Annotated in this window: 18 protein-coding genes; 10 read left to right on the top strand and 8 right to left on the bottom strand. The window is 72.9% G+C overall.

Going from position 1 to position 18,911, the window contains the following annotated elements:
• Positions 1-27: 27 nt before the first annotated feature.
• The 4 genes from ACFV57_RS19120 to ACFV57_RS19105 form a co-directional block, all read right to left on the bottom strand.
• On the bottom strand, positions 28-1,038 hold the full coding sequence (locus tag ACFV57_RS19120) for an LLM class F420-dependent oxidoreductase (protein WP_385233169.1): 1,011 nt from the start codon (positions 1,036-1,038) through the stop codon (positions 28-30).
• 176 nt (positions 1,039-1,214) lie between these two features.
• Complete coding sequence (locus tag ACFV57_RS19115) at positions 1,215-2,075, bottom strand: DUF5336 domain-containing protein (protein WP_385233166.1); 861 nt, start codon at positions 2,073-2,075, stop codon at positions 1,215-1,217.
• Between the two features lie 175 nt (positions 2,076-2,250).
• Positions 2,251-3,201, bottom strand: coding sequence for an N-acetylmuramoyl-L-alanine amidase (locus tag ACFV57_RS19110; protein WP_385233163.1), 951 nt, complete (start codon positions 3,199-3,201; stop codon positions 2,251-2,253).
• Positions 3,202-3,222: 21 nt separating this feature from the next.
• Entirely contained in the window at positions 3,223-3,873 is a 651-nt protein-coding gene (locus ACFV57_RS19105; RefSeq protein ID WP_385233160.1) for a class I SAM-dependent methyltransferase, read from the bottom strand.
• A gap of 381 nt (positions 3,874-4,254) precedes the next feature.
• On the opposite strand from ACFV57_RS19105, the gene ACFV57_RS19100 reads away from it, so the two are divergent.
• From ACFV57_RS19100 to gcvH, 7 genes are all read left to right on the top strand, one after another.
• On the top strand, positions 4,255-6,510 hold the full coding sequence (locus ACFV57_RS19100) for an acyl-CoA dehydrogenase family protein (protein ID WP_385233157.1): 2,256 nt from the start codon (positions 4,255-4,257) through the stop codon (positions 6,508-6,510).
• A 30-nt stretch (positions 6,511-6,540) separates the two neighbouring features.
• Positions 6,541-7,737, top strand: a complete 1,197-nt coding sequence (locus tag ACFV57_RS19095; RefSeq protein WP_385233154.1) for a lipid-transfer protein — start codon at positions 6,541-6,543, stop codon at positions 7,735-7,737.
• A gap of 324 nt (positions 7,738-8,061) precedes the next feature.
• On the top strand, positions 8,062-8,535 hold the full coding sequence (locus ACFV57_RS19090; protein ID WP_385233151.1) for an RICIN domain-containing protein: 474 nt from the start codon (positions 8,062-8,064) through the stop codon (positions 8,533-8,535).
• 56 nt (positions 8,536-8,591) lie between these two features.
• Positions 8,592-9,071 (top strand): RICIN domain-containing protein, encoded by a 480-nt coding sequence (locus ACFV57_RS19085; RefSeq protein WP_385233148.1) that lies wholly within the window; start codon positions 8,592-8,594, stop codon positions 9,069-9,071.
• Positions 9,072-9,325: 254 nt separating this feature from the next.
• Positions 9,326-10,774: an MFS transporter gene (locus ACFV57_RS19080; RefSeq protein WP_385233145.1), complete on the top strand. Its 1,449-nt coding sequence runs from the start codon at positions 9,326-9,328 to the stop codon at positions 10,772-10,774.
• Positions 10,767-11,576 carry an SDR family NAD(P)-dependent oxidoreductase gene (locus ACFV57_RS19075; RefSeq protein WP_385233142.1) on the top strand — a complete coding sequence of 270 codons (810 nt, stop codon included), beginning with the start codon at positions 10,767-10,769 and terminating at the stop codon, positions 11,574-11,576. The genes ACFV57_RS19080 and ACFV57_RS19075 overlap by 8 nt, the downstream gene beginning before the upstream one ends.
• A gap of 99 nt (positions 11,577-11,675) precedes the next feature.
• On the top strand, positions 11,676-12,071 hold the full coding sequence (gcvH, locus tag ACFV57_RS19070; protein WP_385233139.1) for a glycine cleavage system protein GcvH: 396 nt from the start codon (positions 11,676-11,678) through the stop codon (positions 12,069-12,071).
• Between the two features lie 10 nt (positions 12,072-12,081).
• On the opposite strand, the gene ACFV57_RS19065 is transcribed toward gcvH, so the two are convergent.
• From ACFV57_RS19065 to ACFV57_RS19055, 3 genes are all read right to left on the bottom strand, one after another.
• Positions 12,082-12,720 (bottom strand): response regulator, encoded by a 639-nt coding sequence (locus tag ACFV57_RS19065; protein ID WP_385233136.1) that lies wholly within the window; start codon positions 12,718-12,720, stop codon positions 12,082-12,084.
• A gap of 97 nt (positions 12,721-12,817) precedes the next feature.
• Positions 12,818-13,729, bottom strand: coding sequence for an LAETG motif-containing sortase-dependent surface protein (locus tag ACFV57_RS19060; RefSeq protein ID WP_385233133.1), 912 nt, complete (start codon positions 13,727-13,729; stop codon positions 12,818-12,820).
• A 203-nt stretch (positions 13,730-13,932) separates the two neighbouring features.
• Positions 13,933-15,180 (bottom strand): sensor histidine kinase, encoded by a 1,248-nt coding sequence (locus ACFV57_RS19055; RefSeq protein ID WP_385233130.1) that lies wholly within the window; start codon positions 15,178-15,180, stop codon positions 13,933-13,935.
• Positions 15,181-15,554: 374 nt separating this feature from the next.
• On the opposite strand from ACFV57_RS19055, the gene ACFV57_RS19050 reads away from it, so the two are divergent.
• The 3 genes from ACFV57_RS19050 (at position 15,555) to ACFV57_RS19040 (ending at position 18,594) form a co-directional block, all read left to right on the top strand.
• The gene (locus tag ACFV57_RS19050) at positions 15,555-16,421 is read left to right on the top strand and encodes a MaoC/PaaZ C-terminal domain-containing protein (RefSeq protein ID WP_385233127.1); all 867 of its coding nucleotides are present in this window, start codon (positions 15,555-15,557) and stop codon (positions 16,419-16,421) included.
• 63 nt (positions 16,422-16,484) lie between these two features.
• Positions 16,485-17,570 carry a Zn-dependent alcohol dehydrogenase gene (locus ACFV57_RS19045; RefSeq protein WP_385233125.1) on the top strand — a complete coding sequence of 362 codons (1,086 nt, stop codon included), beginning with the start codon at positions 16,485-16,487 and terminating at the stop codon, positions 17,568-17,570.
• A 70-nt stretch (positions 17,571-17,640) separates the two neighbouring features.
• Positions 17,641-18,594, top strand: coding sequence for a 3-oxoacyl-ACP reductase (locus tag ACFV57_RS19040; RefSeq protein ID WP_385233122.1), 954 nt, complete (start codon positions 17,641-17,643; stop codon positions 18,592-18,594).
• Between the two features lie 109 nt (positions 18,595-18,703).
• On the opposite strand, the gene ACFV57_RS19035 is transcribed toward ACFV57_RS19040, so the two are convergent.
• Positions 18,704-18,868 (bottom strand): hypothetical protein, encoded by a 165-nt coding sequence (locus ACFV57_RS19035; RefSeq protein ID WP_385233119.1) that lies wholly within the window; start codon positions 18,866-18,868, stop codon positions 18,704-18,706.
• Positions 18,869-18,911: the final 43 nt, after the last annotated feature.

The raw sequence follows: 18,911 nt of genomic DNA, 5'->3' as shown, positions 1-18,911 counted from the left end.
CCGCTGGTGTGGCTCGTGGTGTGGGGGTCAGCTGTTCAGTTCGGCCAGGGCCCGGAGTGTTTTCGGGTCCGGGGCCGTGATGAGGAGGTCGGTTACCGGGCCCTTGCGCCATGCGGTGAGGCGGTCGGCTATGCGGGGGCGGGGGCCGATGAGGGAGACGGCGTCGGCGAAGGTGTCGGGGACGGCGTGGACGGCTTCGTCCCTGCGGCCCCGGAGGAAGAGGTCCTGGATGCGGTGGGCCGCGTCGGCGTGGCCCATGCGGGACATCAGGTCCGCGTGGAAGTTGCGGGTCGCGTGGCCCATGCCGCCGATGTAGAAGGCGAGCATGGCCTTGACGGGGAGCAGGCCTTCGGCCACGTCGTCGCAGACGTGGGCGCGGGCCATGGGGGCGACGAGGAAGCCCTCGGGGGCGTCGGCGAGGGAGGGCTCGTACACGTCGGTGCGGTACGGGGACCAGTACAGCGGGAGCCAGCCGTCGGCGATGCGGGTGGTCTGGGCGATGTTCTTGGGGCCCTCGGCGCCGAGGAGGACGGGGAGGCCGGGGCGGCGGGGGTGGGTGATGGGCTTGAGGGGCTTGCCGAGGCCGGTGGCGTCGGGGCCGCGGTAGGGGAGCGGGTGGAAGCGGCCGTCGAGGGTCACGGGGGCCTCGCGGCGCAGCACTTGGCGGACGATGTCCACGTACTCGCGGGTGGCGGTCAGCGGGCTCGCCGGGAACGGGCGGCCGTACCAGCCCTCCACCACCTGCGGCCCGGACAGGCCGAGCCCGAGCAGCATCCGGCCGCCGGAGAGGTGGTCGAGGGTGAGGGCCTGCATCGCGGTGGCCGTGGGGGTGCGGGCGGCCATCTGGGCGATGGCGGTGCCCAGTTTGATGCGGGACGTGTGGGCGGCGATCCAGGTGAGGGTGGTGAAGGCGTCGGAGCCCCAGGCTTCCGCGGTCCATACGGAGTCGTAGCCGAGCCGCTCGGCCTCCTGGGCGAGTTCGACGTGCCGGGGGTCGGGGCCGCGGCCCCAGTAGCCGAGTGCCAGGCCGAGTCGCATGGAGGGCCTCCGTACGGGTGTGATGTCCGCCGTGTATCGCCTTGGTGATGGAGCGTCAGGTGCGTCGGTGCAGCGTAGGAGGCGGGGGCGGGGAGGGGAAGGGCGGGTACGGCGACGGCCCCCCGCCCGGAGTGTGGGCGAGGGGCCGTGCGGTGCGGGCGGCGGCGGGCCGGGGGTCAGCCGCGCTGGATGCCGGTCGTGTCCTGGAGGACGCCGCGGCGCCCGTCCTGCGTCTGCGCGATGAGCGCCTGACCGCGCTGGTCCACGGCCAGGTACCACGTGCCGGGCGCCAGTTCGGCGATCGGCGTCGGCGCGCCGTCCTCGCCGTACAGCGGGCGCGCCACCGGCACCGCGAACCAGAACGGCGCGAAGTCCGTGGCGGGCGCGGGCTGCTGCGCGGCGGCCGGCGCGGGCTGCTGGCCGCCGTACGACTGCGGGCCCGGCTGGCCCTGCCCCGGCTGCGGCTGGCCCTGGCCGGCCTGCTGGGCGCCCGGGTAGCCGTATCCGCCGTGGCCCGGCTGCTGCTGGTGGGCGCCGGGGTAGCCGTAGCCCTGGCCCGGTGCGGGCGCGCCGTACGGGGACGGGGCCTGCGGCCGCGGGGCCGGGATGAGCCCGGCCTTCAACGCCGGTACCAGCGGCGTGGCCACGGCCGCGCCGGCCAGCACGAGCGCGGCGATCAGGCCGAGGATCAGGCCGGCGCCCGCGCTGCCGCTGTTGACGGTCGTCCAGAAGGCGAACCAGGCGACGAACACGGTCCAGGCGACGCCGAACTGCCCGAGGTCGAGCCCGGCGACCTTCAGCGGGTTCGGCAGGGCCCGCGCGACGACGATCAGGGCGGCCGCGATGATGCCGGCCAGGTACAGGCCCATCAGCAGGGGCAGCGCGTCCCAGGCGTTCGAGGACGTGATCTTCGGGCAGAAGCTGCCGGTGCAGTCGGATCCGTCGTACGAGCTGATGTCGAGAAACGAGGCGATGAACAGCAACACCGCTGCTCCGATCACCACGCCGTCGCCTCTAGTGAGGGAGCGGATGTTCACGTAAGGGTCCTTTGTCGGTTCCGGTGTCTGGTCTTCGCTGTCGCTGCCGTATGCGCTGGTGGGCGCGTGGCGAGGCACGGGGTGGCCCCCCATCGTAAGGGGGAACCTACCGCCGGAACCTGTGGGCCGTCTTGTCGGTATCGGTCAGGTATCGAGCGGGTATCGACGCCGTCCGCTACCGGGTCAGGAAGCCCGTAATGCCTTCGGCGATGCCGCGGGCGGCCTTTTCCCGCCATTGCGGATCGGTCAATTGCGCGGCGTCCTTCGCGTCCCGCATATTGCCGCACTCCAGGAAGACCTTGGGAATGCCGGAGAGGTTGAGGCCGCCGAGGTCGGACCGTACGACCAGCCCGGTGCCGTCACCGAGGTAATTGGCCGGGGCGCTTCCGGTCGCCGCCACGAACCGGCCCGCGAGGCGCTCGCCGAGCTGCCGCGACGGGCCGACGATGGCGGAGGTGTCCGCAGCGCCGGCGGTGACGCGTGCGGGCAGGATCACGTGGAAGCCGCGGTTGCCCGTGCCCGCGCCGTCGGCGTGCACGGACACCGCGGCGTCGGCCCCGGCCTCGTTCCCGGCGCGGGCGCGCTCGTCCACGCACGGGCCGTACGGGCGGTCGCCGTCCTGGGTGAATACGACCTTGGCGCCCTCGGCCTGGAGGAGGGCACGGGCGCGCCGCGCCACGTCCAGCGTGAAGGACGCCTCGGCGTAGCCGTCGTCGGTGGAGGTGCCGGTGGTGTCGCACTCCTTGCGCGCGTTGCCGACGTCCACCTGGCGGGCGATCTCGCGGGTGTGGTCGCGGTTGTGGGGGTTGTGGCCGGGGTCGAGGAGGACGACCTTGCCTTTGAGGCGGGTCCCGGCCCGGCCGCCCGGACCGGCCTGGTCACCCTGGCCGTTCCGGCCGTCCCCGCCGTCCGTTCTGTCCGCGCCGTCCTTGCCCGGCGGCGCGCCGCCGGGGGACGTGGCCGGGCCGGCCGCGGGCAGGGCCTTGGGCGGCTTGTCGCCGCCGTGACCACTCGTGGACCGCCAGATCAGCCAGCCCGCGGCGCAGGCGGCCAGCAGCGCGGCCAGGACGACGACGAGGGTGCCGCCGAAGCGGCGGCGCGGGGGGAAAGTACTGCCGTTCGACACATCGCGATCGTAGTGGTGCGGTCAGTGCCCTTCACCGGTGCGACGCAGTACGTGCAGCGATCCGTGTGCCGACATTTCGGTGAAGGCGCCGGATTCCAGGGCGCGCCGGTAGACGCGGTACGGGGCCTGGCCGCCGTCCGCCGGGTCGGCGAACACGTCGTGGATGACGAGCAGTCCGCCGGGCGCGACGTGCGGCGCCCAGCCCTCGTAGTCGGCGGTGGCGTGCTCGTCGGTGTGCCCGCCGTCGATGAAGACCAGGCCGACGGGGGTGTTCCAGAGCGCCGCGACCTGCGGGGAGCGGCCGACCAGCGCGATCACGTGGTCCTCCAGCCCGGCCGCGTGCAGGGTGCGGCGGAAGGCGGGCAGGGTGTCCATGAGGCCGACCTCGGGGTCGACCACGGACGGGTCGTGGTACTCCCAGCCGGGCTGCTGCTCCTCGCTGCCGCGGTGGTGGTCGACGGTGACGGCCGTGACGCCGGCCGCCCGCGCGGCGTCGGCGAGCAGGATCGTGGAACGGCCGCAGTAGGTGCCGACCTCGACGAGCGGCAGCCCCAGCGCCGCCGCCTCACCGGCCGCCGTGTAAAGCGCCAGTCCCTCGTCGAGCGGCATGAAACCCTTTGCGGCCTCGAATGCGGCGAGTATCTCCGGCTTGGGGGCGTTCGCGGCGGCCATGGGGATTCCTCCTAGTCGTACGGTCACCGGGTGTACGCGGTGACTCATAACGACGGATCGTACGTGCCGGTAATACGCGGCGTGTGCGGGTGGCCGGCCGGTGGTGAGGCGGTGGTGGAATGTGACGGCAATTTTCGGGAGCCGGTGGTTTACGGATGCGTGCGTTTCGTGCGGAATGCGGTGGTAACGAAGTGCGGCGGTGACGAAGTGCGGCGGTGACGAAGTGCGGTGCGGGAATCCGTAAGCGTACGGATATGGTCCCGGGCCGTGCGGACGGCGACCCGCCCTCCCGCCCGGCCCCGCGCGGCCGCCCCGTCCGGCCCGCACTTCGTACCCCAGCTGACCTACCGTCAGTTTGGAACGTGTTCTAGTCTGCCCGGCATGAGCATGCGCATGGGCACCGGCATCGGCATCACACCGGAGCAAGGGGAACTGGCCGAGGCGGTACGCGGGTGGGCGGCCCGCGCCGTGCCGCCGGAGGAGCTGCGCAAGCTGCTCGACGCCGGGCCCGGCCGCCGTGGCCGCCCCGCCTACTGGGACGGACTCGCCGCCATGGGCCTGCTCGGGCCGCACCTGCCGCCGGAGTGCGGCGGTGGCGGCGGCGAACTGCTCGACCTGGCCGTCGTGTTGGAGGAGACCGGCCGCGCCGCGCTGCCCGGCCCGTACCTGCCCAGCGTGCTCGCCTCCGAGGTGCTGCGGCGCGCCGGTGCCCCGGACCTGGCGCGCGCCCTGGCCACCGGTGAACGCATCGGCGCTGTCGCGCTCGGCACCGGCACGCTCCGCGCGACCCCGACGGCCGACGGCTACGTGCTGGACGGCGCGGCGCCACCCGTCCTCGGCGGCGGCGACGCGGACCTGATCGTCTTGGCGGCGGAAGCGGCGGAAGCGGCGGAAGCGGCGGAAGCGGCGGAGTCGCCCGGCGCGCCGGCGCGCACCCGCTGGCTCGCCGTCGACGCCGCCGCACTCTCCATACGGGTCCCGGCCGCCGCCGACCCGACGCGCCCGGCCGCGCGCGTGACCGCCGAGGGCGTCGCGGTCCCGGCCGGCCGGGTGCTGGACGTCGATTCCGACCTCGTACGGGACCTGGCGGCGACGCTGTTCGCCGCCGAGGCATGCGGCACGGCGGCCTGGGCGCTGCACACCGCGGCCGCGCACGCCGCCGTACGCGAGCAGTTCGGGCGGCCGATCGGCCAGTTCCAGGCCGTCAAGCACCTCTGCGCCGACATGCTCGTACGGGTCGAGCAGGCCCGCGCCCTGGCGTGGGACGCGGCGCGCGCGGCGGACGACGCCCCGGCGTCCCGCGGCCTGGCCGCCGCGCTGGCCGCCGCCACCGCCCTGGACGCCGCCTTCACCTGCGCCAAGGACTGCATCCAGATCCTCGGCGGTATCGGCTTCACCTGGGAGCACGACGCCCACCTGTACCTGCGGCGGGCGACCGTGGCCCGCCAACTGCTGGGCAGCGGTACGGAACTCCGGCTGCGCGCCGCCCGGTACGGCGCCGGTGGCGCCCGGCGCGAACTGCGCATGGACCTGCCCATGGAGCGGTCGCGGGAGGCGGTCCGGTACCGCGAGCAGGCCCGCGAGGTGATCGCGAAGGTCCGCGGCCTGGACCCGGCGGCCGTACGCCGCGAGCTGGCGCCCACCGGATACGCGGCGCCGCACCTGCCCGCCCCGTACGGCCTGGGCGCGGGCCCCGTACAGCAGCTGGCCGTACAGCAGGAGCTGCGCGACGCGGGCGTCAAAATCAGCGACCTGGGGATCGCCACCTGGGTGGTGCCCTCCCTGATCACCTACGGGACGCCGGAGCAGAAGGAGCGGCATCTGCTGCCGACGCTCCGCGGCGACCGGCTGTGGTGCCAGCTGTTCTCCGAGCCGGAGGCCGGGTCCGACCTGGCCGCGCTGCGGACCCGGGCGGAGCGGGTGGACGGCGGCTGGCGGGTCAACGGCCAGAAGGTGTGGACCTCGGCGGCGCAGTGGGCGGGCCACGGCATCCTGCTCGCCCGTACGAACGCGGACGCGCCCCGGCACCGGAACCTGACCTTCTTCCTTGTCGACATGTCGGCACCCGGCATCGAGGTCCGGCCGCTGCGGGAGATCACCGGCGACGCCCTCTTCGGCGAGGTGTACTTCGACGACGTGCTGCTGCCCGTCGGCGCGGTGGTGGGCGAGGTGGACGACGGCTGGAAGGTGGCCCGGCACACGCTCGGCAACGAGCGCGTCCACATGGCCGACCAGGTGACCTTCGGCACCGGCCTGGAAGCGCTGATCGAGCGGTCCGCAGGCCTGGACGGCGCGGTACGCGAGCGGGTGGGCGCGCTGGCCGCCGAGGCGCACGCGCTGGCCTGCATCGCGATGCGCACCACCGGCCGGCAGGTCTCGGGCCTGGAGCCGGGCGCCGGGGCCAGCGTCCGCAAGCTGGTGCAGACCGCGCACCAGCAGAAGGTCGCCGAGCTGGCGCTCGAACTCCTCGGCCCCGAGGGCGCGACGGGGGAGGGCGACGCGCAACGCGCCCTGCACGGCTTCCTGATGTCGCGCTGCCTGACGATCGCGGGCGGCACGACGCAGGTGCAGCTGAACGTCGTCGCGGAGCGGCTGCTCGGCCTGCCCAGGGACCCCGAGCCGCGACCGCTGATCTGACCCCGGGCGCCATCCATGAGGAGGACGGACATGGCCGGTAAGGCGTACATCGTCGGCGTGGGTATGACGAAGTTCGAGAAGCCCGAGACGCGGGACTGGCAGTACTGGGACATGGCGAAGGAGGCGGGCGGCAAGGCCCTCGTCGACGCCGAGATCCCGTACGGCGCCATCGAGCAGGTCCCGGTCGGCTACTGCTACCAGGCCTCCACGGCCGGTCAGCGCGCCGTCTACGAGCTGGGCCTGACCGGCATCCCCGTCTACAACGTCAACAACAACTGCGCGACCGGCGCCACCGCGCTGATGATGGCCCGGCAGTTCGTCGCCTCCGGCCTCAACGACTGCGTACTGGCCCTCGGCTTCGAGAAGATGAAGCGCGGCGCACTCGGCGGCGGCGCCGACAGCGGCGACTTCGCGACATCACCCGTGGCCCGCCACTACGGCGTGATGGCCGCCGCGCACGGCTTCGAGATGACACCGCCCACCGCGCAGATCTTCGGCAACGCCGCCCGCGAGCACATGGACCGGTACGGCACCACGGAACGCCAGCTCGCCGCGGTTGGCGCCAAGAACCACCGGCACTCGGCGGACAACCCGAACGCCCAGTTCCAGGACATCCACACGGTCGAGGAGATCCTCGCCGCCCGGACCGTCCACCGGCCGCTGACCAAGCTCCAGTGCTCCCCGACGTCCGACGGCGCGGCGGCCGCCGTCGTCGCCTCCGAACGCTTCGTGCGCGAACACGGCCTGGCCGGCCGGGCCGTGGAGATCGCCGGGCAGGCCATGGCGACGGACACGGACGACAGCTTCGCCTCCGGGTCCTGCATCGACGTCGTCGGCCGCCCGATGTCCCGGGCGGCGGCCCGGCAGGCGTACGAGGCGAGCGGGCTCGGCATCGAGGACGTGGACGTGATCGAGCTGCACGACTGCTTCTCGGTCAACGAGCTGCTGACGTACGAGGCGCTGGGCATGTGCGCCGAGGGCGGCTCCGGCAAGCTGGCCGAGGACGGCGCCACGACCCACGGCGGCCGGTGGGTGGTCAACCCCTCCGGCGGGCTGATCTCCAAGGGGCACCCGCTCGGCGCGACCGGCCTGGCGCAGGCCGCCGAGCTGGTGTGGCAGCTGCGCGGGACGGCGGGCGCACGGCAGGTACCGGGGGCGCGGGTCGGGCTCGCGCACAACATCGGACTGGGCGGCGCGGCGGTCGTCACGCTGTTCCGGGGGCTGTGACGGGTCTTGCCGCGCAAACCCTGACGCACCCCGAACCGTCCCGGAGCGGTCCGTCCAGGTCCGCAGCCGGCTCCGGCGCGGTCCCGGCGCCGAGGCGGGCGAGGCATGACCCGTGCGGAATACCGGCTTTAGAAAAGCGTTAGGCCTCCGGAACAGGGTGAGGGACATCCATCGCGGGCGGCCAGGTGACCCAGGACATCTGCCCGAAGCAGCCGTGCGCCCACCACGCGGGCCGTTGCCTTTCCGCGGAGCCCCCGCCACGGGCCTTCGCCGAACCCAGCACCATTCGTCCCCGGCACCCCGCCGGGCGAGAAAGGGCCATCCATGAGAGTCAGACTCGGCATCGCCGGTGCCTTGGCCGCTGTGTGTGCAAGCGTCGTGCTGGCGCCCTCCGCACACGCCGCCGACCCCATCTATGGCGGCGTGCAGACGATAGTGAACGAACAGACCGGACGCTGCCTCGATTCGGATGTCAAGGGATACGTCTACACCAAGGCGTGCACCGACAACAATCGGTATCAGCAGTGGCATCTGGAGACGGAGGGAGGCGATCTCCATATCAGAAACGTTCAGACCGGTTTCTGTCTCACGGCCGTCAATGGTGAAGAGGTTCGCGCGATTCCCTGCGCCGGGAGCTACCGGCCCATGAGCTGGGAGGTGATCAAATGGCGGGGGAACAACATCCGGAGTCGTCCCCTGGTCACGAACCTGGATTCGGATCACAAGGGAAACGTGTATCTGAAGAGCGGTTCGCTCGACAACCGCTACCAGAGCTGGCTCTTCTATCCTGCCGGCTGATCGCGGTACCGGACCGGATATCCCCCCGACAGCACACCGCCCGAGAAAGTTCATCGATGAGAGCGAAGCTCGGCACGGCCGGAGCCCTGGCCGCCCTGGGAATCAGCATGATCGTGGCGCCTTCCGCGCATGCCGCCGATCCCGTCAACAACAAACAACAGAGCATTCACAACGAGCAAACAGGTCTCTGTCTCGACGGAGATTACGAAGGAAAGGTCTACACGAAGGCCTGTACGCCGAACAACAAGTTCCAGCAGTGGACCCCGGTGTTCATGGAAGCCGGCGCTTTCAAGCTGAGGCATGCGGCGACCGGAATGTGCCTCACCTTGGTGAATCGCGAGATGATCACGAACATGGGATGCTCGGATTATTACTATCCCCCGCAGGCGTGGTATCTGGTACACGACGGCAACGCCAATATGTTGACCACTGTTTACGATGGCGTACTGGATTCGGACGCGAAGGGGAATGTTTATCCGAAGGACCGGACGCACAACAACCGGTACCAGAGCTGGATCTTCACCGAGCCCAGGTGAACGGCCCGGTGAATGACCCGCTTCCGCCGCGCCGTCCGTCCTGGGGCGGACTGCGCGGCGGAACGTCCTCGGCGCGGGGCGCCGCCGCGAGCCCGGTGTGTGCGGCTGTCAGGAAGGGCGCCTGGACGAGGGGGCGGTGGGCGCCGTACTCCGCTCCCGACGCGGGCGTGCCATCCGAAGACAGGTCCTAGGACCGGCGACCGGCCGCCCTCAGGCCGATAATCCGATGCCGCCGACGCGTGTCTGCTGCAACTATGGAGACCATGCCCCCGACAGCAACTCCCACCACCCTGCCCGAAAACGCCCGCCGCACACCACCGCCCGCCTGGCTGGTGACCCTGCTGGTCTGCGCCGGGCAGTTCCTCGTCGTCCTCGACGTCTCGGTCGTCAACGTCGCGCTGCCGAGCATGCGCACCGGCCTGGGGCTCAGCGAGCTGGGACTGCAGTGGGTCGTCAACTCCTACGTGATCACTTTCGCCGGCTTCATGCTGCTCGGCGGCCGGGTGGCCGACATCTTCGGGCGCAAGCGCATATTCGTCGTGGGACTCGCCCTCTTCACCGTCGCCAGCCTGGCGGGCGGCCTGGCGCAGGAGTCGTGGCAGCTGATCGCGGCCCGTACGGTTCAGGGCGTCGGCGCGGCCATCCTCTCCCCGGCGACGCTCACCATCCTCACCACCGCGTTCCCCGCGGGCCCGGCCCGCACCCGCGCCATCGCCACCTGGACCGCGGTCGGCGCGGGCGGCGGCGCCGTCGGCGGCCTGGTCGGCGGTGTGCTGACGGAGTACCTGTCGTGGCGCTGGGTGCTGCTCATCAACGTGCCCATCGGCGCGCTCGTGCTGGCCGGCGCGGCGCTCTGGCTCGACGAGAGCCGCCGCGGCGCCGGACGGCGGCTCGACATCCCGGGCGCCCTGCTGGTGACGGCGGGCCTGGCGCTGGTGGCGTACGGCATCGTGCAGACCGAGTCGGACGGCTGGACCTCGGCGAGCGCGCTGCTGCCGCTGGCGGCGGGCCTGCTGGTGCTCCTCGCCTTCGTGGCCGTCGAGGCCCGTACGAAGGCACCGCTGATGCCGCTCACGCTCTTCCGGCTGCGCTCGGTGTACGCGGCGAACAGCGCGATGGTGCTGGCCGGCGCCGCGATGTTCTCCATGTGGTACTTCCTCTCCCTGTACGTGCAGAACGTCCTCGACTACACGCCCCTGGAAGCCGGGCTGTCCTTCATCCCGCACTCGCTGAGCATCGTGCTGGGCTCGAAGATCGCGCCGCGTCTGATGAACCGGGTGGGCGCCAAGACCCTGGCGATCACCGGTGCGCTGATCTCCGCGGCGGGCATGGTCTGGCAGGGGCAGATGGGCGCCGACGGTACGTACGCCGGCACGCTCCTCGGCCCCGGCATCCTGATGGCCCTCGGCGCGGGCCTGACCGCCACACCGGTCGCCTCGATCGCCACCTCCGGCGCGTCCCCCTCCGACCAGGGCCTGGTCTCCGGCCTGATCAACACCTCCCGGCAGATGGGCGGCGCGCTCGGCCTGTCGATCCTGTCCACGGTCGCGGCCACCCGCATCGCGGCGGGGCACGGCGGACCGGCCGCGATGGCCGACGGATACGGCCGCGCCTTCCAGGTCGGCACGGTCATCCTGCTGGCGAGCGTGCTACTGATGGTGCTGGCCCTGCCGCGCCGCCCCGAGGACGCCCACCATGCCTGACGCCGTACCCGCCGTACCCGCCGTGCCCGTCACCGCCGCCTTCCCCGCCACCGGCCGCCGCGTCCTGGTCAGCGGCGCCTCGCGCGGCCTCGGCCGGGCCGTGGCCCATGCCTTCGCGGAGAACGGCGACCGGGTCGCGGTCCATTACGGCTCGCGGCGGCCGGACGCCGAGGAGACCCTCGCCGCGCTGCCCGGCAGCGGCCATGTCCTGCTCGGCGCCGACCTGGCCGACCCGTCCGGCGCCGCCGCCCTGGTGAGCGCGGCCGCCGCGGCCCTCGGCGGCATCGACGTCCTGGTGAACAACGCCGCCGTCAACACCCCGCACCCGCCCGCCACCACCCCGTACGACGAGTGGACCGCCGCCTGGCAGCAGCACGTCGCGGTGAACCTGCTCGGCACGGCCCACCTCAGCCACGGCGCGGCCCGGGCGATGATCGCGCAGGGCACCGGCGGGCGCATCGTCAACATCGGCTCCCGCGGCGCCTTCCGCGGCGAACCCGACCACCCCGCCTACGGCGCCACCAAGGCCGCCGTGCACGCGCTCGGCCAGTCGCTCGCCGTCGCCCTGGCCCCGCACGGCATCGCGGTGGCCTCCGTCGCCCCCGGCTTCATCGACACCGACCGGGTGGCCCACCGCCTGACCGGTGACGAGGGCGCGGCGATCCGCGCCCAGAGCCCGTTCGGCCGGGTGGCCGCGCCGGAGGAGATCGCGGCGGCCGTACGGTGGCTGGCCTCGCCCGAGGCCCAGTGGAGCTCGGGCGCGGTACTGGACCTCAACGGGGCGTCACACCTGCGTACGTGACGGCCCGGCCGCTCAGGACCCGCGGCCGGGGCCGCCCCGCCCCCGCTCCCTCCGCCGGAAGCCTTCCCTCCGCCGGAGCGCGGTGGCAGCGTCCGGGCCATGGCGAACATCCCCGCGGATCTTTCGTACACCAAGGACCACGAATGGGTCCGGGTCAAAGGCGATCAGGTCACCGTCGGCATCACCGACCACGCGCAGCGGCAGCTGGGCGACATCGTCTACGCCGAACTGCCCAAGCAGGGCGAACGCTTCGAGGCGGGTGACGCGTTCGGCTCGCTGGAGTCGGTCAAGGCCGTCACCGAGGTCTACGTGCCGCTGACCGGTACGGTCCTCGCGGTCAACGACACCGTCAACGACGCCCCGGAACAGATCAACGACGAGCCGTACGGCGCGGGCTGGCTGGTCGTGCTCCGCCTGTCCCGGCCCGCCGAACTCGACAGCCTGATGGACGCGACGGGGTACGAGAGCTACATCCAGGAGGAAGCCGCCGACTGAACCCGGCCCCCTACAGCCAGCCGTTCCGGCGAGCGGTGCGCACCGCCTCCATGCGGTTGCGCGTCCCGGTCTTGCCGATGGCCCCGGAGAGGTAGTTGCGCACCGTCGCCTGCGACAGGTGCAGCTTCCCGGCGATGTCGGCGACGGTCGCCCCGTCCACGGCCGCGGTCAGCACGTCGCGCTCGCGCTGGGTCAGCGGGTTGGGCCCCGCGCTGAGCGCGGCGGCGGCCAGCCCCGGGTCGATGACCTGCTCCCCGGCCAGCACCCGCCGGATCGCCGCCGCCAGATCCTCCACCGGCCCGTCCTTGACCAGGAACCCGGAGGCCCCCGCCTCCATCGCCCGCCGCAGATACCCCGGCCGCCCGAACGTCGTCACGATCAGCACCTTGCAGGACGGCAGCGCCTGCCGCAGCTCGGCCGCGGCGTCCAGCCCGCTGCGCCCCGGCAGCTCGATGTCCAGCAGCGCGATGTCCGGCCGCGCCTCCAGCGCCGTACGCACGATCTCGTCCCCGGCCGACACCTGGGCGACGACCTCCATGTCGTCCTCCAGGTTGAGCAGCAGCGCCAGCGCGCCGCGCATCATCCCCTGATCCTCGGCGAGGAGGACCTTCACGCACGCTGCGGCCTGCTCGCCGTCCGGATCGGTCATGGGCCAAGCCTAGCCAGCGCAGCGCCCCGCACGGGCCGCGCGGGTGGCGGGGCGTCCGGGCCCGTCAGGCGCGACCGGGCCCGTGCGGCGGTCCGGCTCAGTCGGTACGGCGGCGACGCGTGATCAGGACGGCCGCGCCACCCGCGACGACGGCCGCGCCGCCGATCATGGCGATGGTGGGCAGGGCGTCGGAGGAGCCGGTCTCGGCGAGGTTGCCGCCGGGACCGGAGGGGGTCCGGTCCGACGCCGTCACGACGTTCGCGGAGGATTTGGCGCTCGGCGTGGACGCCTCGGGCGTCGGCTCCGAGGTGCCGGTGGTCGGGGTGGGCCGCGGCGTGGCGGTCCCGCTCGGGGCCGGCCCGGGCTTGGTGGGGGTGACGGTGGGGGTGGGCTTGGGTTGGGGCTTCTCGGACGCGTTCACGATGGTGATCCCGTTCTGGCCCGTTTCGCCGGCCGTGCAGGGGACCACCTCGCCGCTGGGGAAGCGGTACTGCTCCACGAAGGAGGAGCCCACGCTGACGTCGGCCCATTCCATGTGCTTCGGCAGGTCCGCCGCGGCGCGCATGCGCAGCTGGTAGGTCACCGTCTGCCCGGCCTTCAGGACGCCCTTGGTCACGAAGCGGCCGGACTCGCGGTCCACCGGCGTCCACTTGCCGGCCTCGCCGGTCTTGTACTCGAACGTGACGAACTTGCCCACCACCGGGTCCTCGTCGTCCACCTGCCGCCAGGCACGTACGTCCATGCCGAGCGTCGACACGTCCTTCTCGCCGATGTTCTTCACCGTCGCCCGGAACGTCCGCCAGTCCCCGCCCCGGACGACCGGGCCGTTCGCGTCGGTCTGGTCCAGCTTGAGGGTCTTCTGCTCGTAGTCGCCCTGGGAGACGTCGGAGCAGCTGTACAGCTTCTCGTCGGCCGTGCCGGTGGCGTACGCGGCGGGGGCCGTCAGCAGGACGGCCGGCGTCAGGGCGGCCGCGGCGACGGCTATGGCCACGGTTCGGTGGAGCTTCATCGGGTTCCTCTTCCGGTGTGGACATGTGAGGGCGCGGGCCGATATCCGGCCTTTGCCACTCGTATGACAGCTGATGGGGGAGGAGGGTTGCGTGCGCAGGGAGAGAAATGGGGCCCCGAGCCTCGGCAACAACCGCGCCTCGGCGGCCCTCTGGGCCTCGGCGGCAACCGGGCCTCGGGGCCCCGAGCCTCGGCGCGCCGTCCCTAGGACGTGCCCGTATCGTCCACCGGCAACTCCACCACCAGCCGGAACCCCCTTCGTCCGTCCGGTCCCGAGTCCAGCGTGCCGCCTGCCGTCGCGAGGCGTTCGGCGAGGCCCTTGAGGCCGGTGCCGCCGGTGGTGGCGGGCACGGCGGACGGGGTGGGGCCCTGGCCGTCGTCGGTGATGGTGAGGCGGGCGCGGTCGGTGTCGGTGTCGGTGCGGACCTCGATCTCGCAGCGGGTCGCGCCGCTGTGCCGCACGGTGTTGGTGACGCCTTCGCGTACGACCCAGCCGAGCAGCGCGCTCGCCTGCGGGGGCAGTGGGGGGCCGGATTCGCGTACGAGAGGTTCGATGCCGGCGGCCCGCAGGGCGGAGCGGGCGCGGTCCAGTTCGGTGGGCAGGCTGCCCTCGCGGTAGCCGGTGACCGCTTCGCGGATCTCGGTGAGCGCCTGGCGGCCCACCGCCTCGATGTCGGCGGCCTGGCCCAGCGCCGCGTCCACGTCGCGCGGCGCCAGCCGCCGTACCGCCTCGGCCTTGACGACGATCACCGAGAGGGTGTGGCCGAGCAGGTCGTGCAGGTCGCGGGAGAAGCGCAGGCGTTCCTTCTCGACGGCGGTGCGGGCCAGTTCCTGGCGGGTCGCGTCGAGCTGCTGGATGGTTTCGAACAGGCTCAGGACGGTGGCGGCGATCATGCCGGAGATGAAGGTGCCGTAACCGATGGCGGCGGACATCCAGCTGTCGCCGAAGCGCACGCCGGCGATGGTGCCCGCCGAGCCGCTGAGGACCGTCAGCAGGACGAAGCGGGCCCTGCCGCGGATGTTGCGGACCGCGCCGGAGGCCAGCGAGAGGAGCGGGAAGAACAGCAGCCAGGCGTGGCCGAAGGTGATCGCGATGGTGTAGGTGACCGCCGCCAGGGCGCCGAGGCCGTACAGGGGGACCCGGGAGTCGCGGTAGCGGGGGTTGAAGGCCGAGAAGACGACGAAGATGTAGAGGGAGTTGAAGGTGAGCAGGCCGAGTCCGGCCAGCCAGGTGTTCTGGGACTTGCCGCTGAAGATGTTGGACAGGGCGCCGACGCCCATCAGCAGCCAGGGCAGGAAGGTGAAGGCGCGCGGGCCCTTGCCCTTGGCGTGGCCGCCGAATGCGTCATGGTGTCCGGAGCTCCGCCCGCCGGGTCCGCCCCGCACGTTCTGCCCGTCCCGTTCGCCCTGGCCGTCCGGGTCGTTCTGTTCGGTCCGCCGGTTCCTGCGCACGTTGCGTACTGCCTCTTCCCTGTTCCGCGCCGCTGTCCGCGCTCCGCCCGCGACGCTACCGATACCGCCGCCGGCCTCGGCAGAGGTGAATGTACGCGGTCGGGATGGACAAATGTCACGGAGGCGGGCGGGCGGGGCGCCGCGCCTACCTGACGGGGCGTCAGGGGGTTCCGGGCTCCTGCCGGATCGGCTATACATGGAAGCCGTCGGATAGAACGCGTTCTAGAACGGGTGGCCGGGCGGGTCGCCGGTCCCGTACGGCCCGGACCCGCCGGCGCGGCGCCGACCGCAGGCGACCCCGGCACGGCCGACGGTGCGGACGGCCGGGCCGGGGTCTTCACACCGTGACACCGTGGTGAAGGAGCAGCAGCCCCATGCCCATCGACGCCGTCAAGGCCACCTCCGCCGAGCCGCGGACCACCGAACTCGCCTGGGAGGCCAAGGACGTCCTGCTCTACCACCTGGGCATCGGCGCGGGCGTGCCCGCCACCGCGCCCGGCGAGCTGCGCTACACCCTGGAGAGCAGGCTGCACGTGCTGCCCAGCTTCGCGACCGTGGCGGGCGGGGGCATGGCACTGGCCGGCGGCCTGTCCGCGCCCGGCATCGACGTGGACCTCGCCGCCGTACTGCACGGCGGACAGACCGTGACCGTGCACCGGCCCCTGCCCGTACGGGGACGGGCCGTCCAGACGTCCACCGTCCCCGCCGTGTACGACAAGGGCAAGGCCGCGGTCATCGTGCTGCGCTCCGAGACGGCCGACGACGACGGGCCGCTGTGGACGTGCGACACGCAGATCTTCGTCAAGGGAGAGGGCGGGTTCGGCGGGGAACGCGGGCCGTCCAACCGCCTCGAACTGCCCGAGCGCGCGCCGGACCGTACCATCGAGCGGCGCGTACGGGAGGACCAGGCGCTGCTCTACCGCCTGTCCGGCGACTGGAACCCGCTGCACGCCGACCCCGAGTTCGCCGCGCTCGCGGGTTTCGACCGGCCCATCCTGCACGGGCTGTGCACCTACGGCATCACGCTGAAGGCGGTGGTGGACGAGCTGCTGGACGGCGACGTGGCGCGCGTCGCCGCGTACACGACCCGGTTCGCGGGGGTGGTCTTCCCCGGCGAGACGCTGCGCGTACACATGTGGCAGGAGCCGGAGCGGGTCCAGGTCTCGGTCACGGCTGCCGACCGGGACGACGCGCCGGTCCTGGTGGACACCGTCGTCGGCATCGGCCCGTCCGGTACGTGAGGACGCCCGCCCCCCGTCTGCACCACCCGACCCGATCCCGCCGCCCCGCGAAGGGAGCGCACCATGCGCGCAGCGATACAGCACCAGACAGGGCAGGAGAAGCTGGAAGTCCTCGACGGCGTCGAGGCGGTGGGGTTCGGCCCGGGGAAGGTGCGTATCCGCATCCGGGCGACCGGGCTGTGCCACTCGGACCTGTCCGCGATGAGCGGGGTGCTGCCGCAGCCCGCGCCGTTCGTCCCCGGGCACGAGGGCGCGGGCGAGGTAGTGGCGGTGGGCGACGGCGTCGAGGGCCTCGCGGCGGGCGACCGGGTGCTGATGTGCTGGCTGCCCGCCTGCGGTACGTGTCCCTCCTGCAAGCGCGGTCAGGGCCACCTGTGCCTGGCCGGGTTCATGAGCGCCGGCACCCCCAACTTCCGCCGCCCCGGCGCCGACCCGTCCGACGTCTTCGGCTTCGCGGGCACCGGCACCTTCGCCGAGGAAGTGGTGGTCGCCGCCAACTGCGCGGTGCCGATCCCGGACGACGTGCCGTACGAGATCGCGGCACTGATCGGCTGCGGCGTGACGACGGGGCTGGGCGCCGCGATGAACACCGCCCAGGTGCGGCCCGGCGCGTCGGTCGCGGTCATCGGCTGCGGCGGCGTCGGCATCGCGGCCGTACAGGGCGCGCGGGTGTGCGGGGCCGCGCAGATCGTCGCGGTGGACCCGGTGGCCTCGCGCCGCGAGGCGGCACTGCGCTTCGGCGCCACCGAAGCGGTGTCCCCGGAGGAACTGGCCGACGCCAAGCAGCGGATCACCGGCGGCGAGGGCTTCGACTACGTCTTCGAGGTCGTCGGCAGGTCCGCCACCGCCCGCACCGCCTACGAGGCGACGCGGCGCGGCGGCACGCTCTGCGTGGTCGGCGCCGGGGCGATGGACGACCACTTCCAGGTCAACATGTTCGAGCTGTTCTTCGACGAGAAGCGCATCCTGCCGTCGCTGTACGGGGGCGGGGACGCGCTGCGCTCCTACGAGCGGGCCATCGCGCTGTGGCGGGCGGGCCGCATCGACCTCGAAGGGCTGATCACCCACCGGGTCCGGCTCTCCGAGATCAACGAGGCGCTGGAGCAGATGCGCAGCGGCACCGCGCTCCGTACGTGCATCGAGATGTGAGCCGCGCCGCCGCCGGCGGCCCCGCGCGCCGCGCCCGCGTCCGCGCACCGACCGAGAGGAAGCCGAGAACGTGAGTGCTGCAAGCGAACGGCCGCTCGACGGACTGACCGCGATCGTCACCGGCGCGGGCCGTGGCCTGGGCCGCGCGGAGGCGCTGGAACTCGCCCGGCTCGGCGCGGCCGTCGTCGTCAACGACTACGGGCAGCCCGGCCGGGACGGCTCCGGCGCGGCGTCGGCGGGCCCGGCCGAGGAGGCCGCCGCCGAGATCCGCGCGGCGGGCGGCGAGGCCGTCGCGCACGTCGGCGACGTCGCCGACCACGAGACGGCCCGTGACCTGGTCCAACAGGCCGTCGAGCGCTGGGGGAAGCTGGACGTCCTGGTCAACAACGCGGGCATCCTGCGCGACCGGATGGTGTTCTCCATGACGGAGGACGAGTGGGACTCGGTGATCCGCGTCCACCTCAAGGGACACTTCAACACCACGCATTTCGCCGCCGCCCACTGGCGCGAGCGCTCCAAGGCCGCCGGCGCCGCCGTGTACGGGCGGATCGTCAACACCTCCTCCGAGGCGTTCCTCGCGGGCTCGGCGGGCCAGCCCAACTACGCGGCGGCCAAGGGCGGCATCGTCGGCCTCACCACGTCCTCGGCGCTCGCGCTGGCCAAGTACGGGGCCACCGTCAACGCCATCTGCCCGCGCGCCCGCACCAGGATGACCGAGGACGTCTTCGCCGGGTTCGAGGTGCCGGGGGAGGGCGCCCTCGACGCGCTGGCCCCCGAGCATGTCGCGCCGCTGGTCGGCTACCTGGCCTCGCCCGCCGCCGCGCGGGTCAACGGGCAGCTGCTCGTGGTGCACGGCGGCATGGTCGCGGTGGTCGAACGGCCCAGGGTGGCGGCGCAGTTCGACACGGCGAAGGACACCTTCACGTACGCGGAACTGGACGGTCTGCTGACGCCGTACTACGCGGAGCGCCCGCCGGACGAGACGTTCGCGGCGGCGGAGGTGCTCGGGCTCAAGCGGCGCTGAACGGCCGCGCGGCGCACACGACAACGGCCGTGGCCCCCGCACCCCTGAGGGGTGGTGCGGGGGCCACGGCCGTCGTGCGGCGCGCGGTCCGGGGGCGGGCCCCGGAGGCTCAGGCGTCCTGCGTCTGCTTGCTCCGGCGGTGCCTGCCGTTCGGGGACGCGTCGGCGTCCTCCGAGGCGGCCGGGCCACGGTGTCTGCCGGCGCCTGCCGCCGCGGCGGCCTGGGCGGCGTCCTGCGGGCGCGCCTGGGTCGTATCGGTTCGGGCTTCGGACATGTGAGGAGTCACTCCGTCAGATCGCTTACAGCTGTACGCGTCG

Origin of the sequence: Streptomyces sp. NPDC059788 (genome assembly GCF_042732265.1) — a bacterium.
GTDB lineage: Bacteria > Actinomycetota > Actinomycetes > Streptomycetales > Streptomycetaceae > Streptomyces.
The sequence above is the reverse complement of the archived record's forward strand: the minus strand, read 5'-3'. Positions and strand labels throughout refer to the sequence as shown.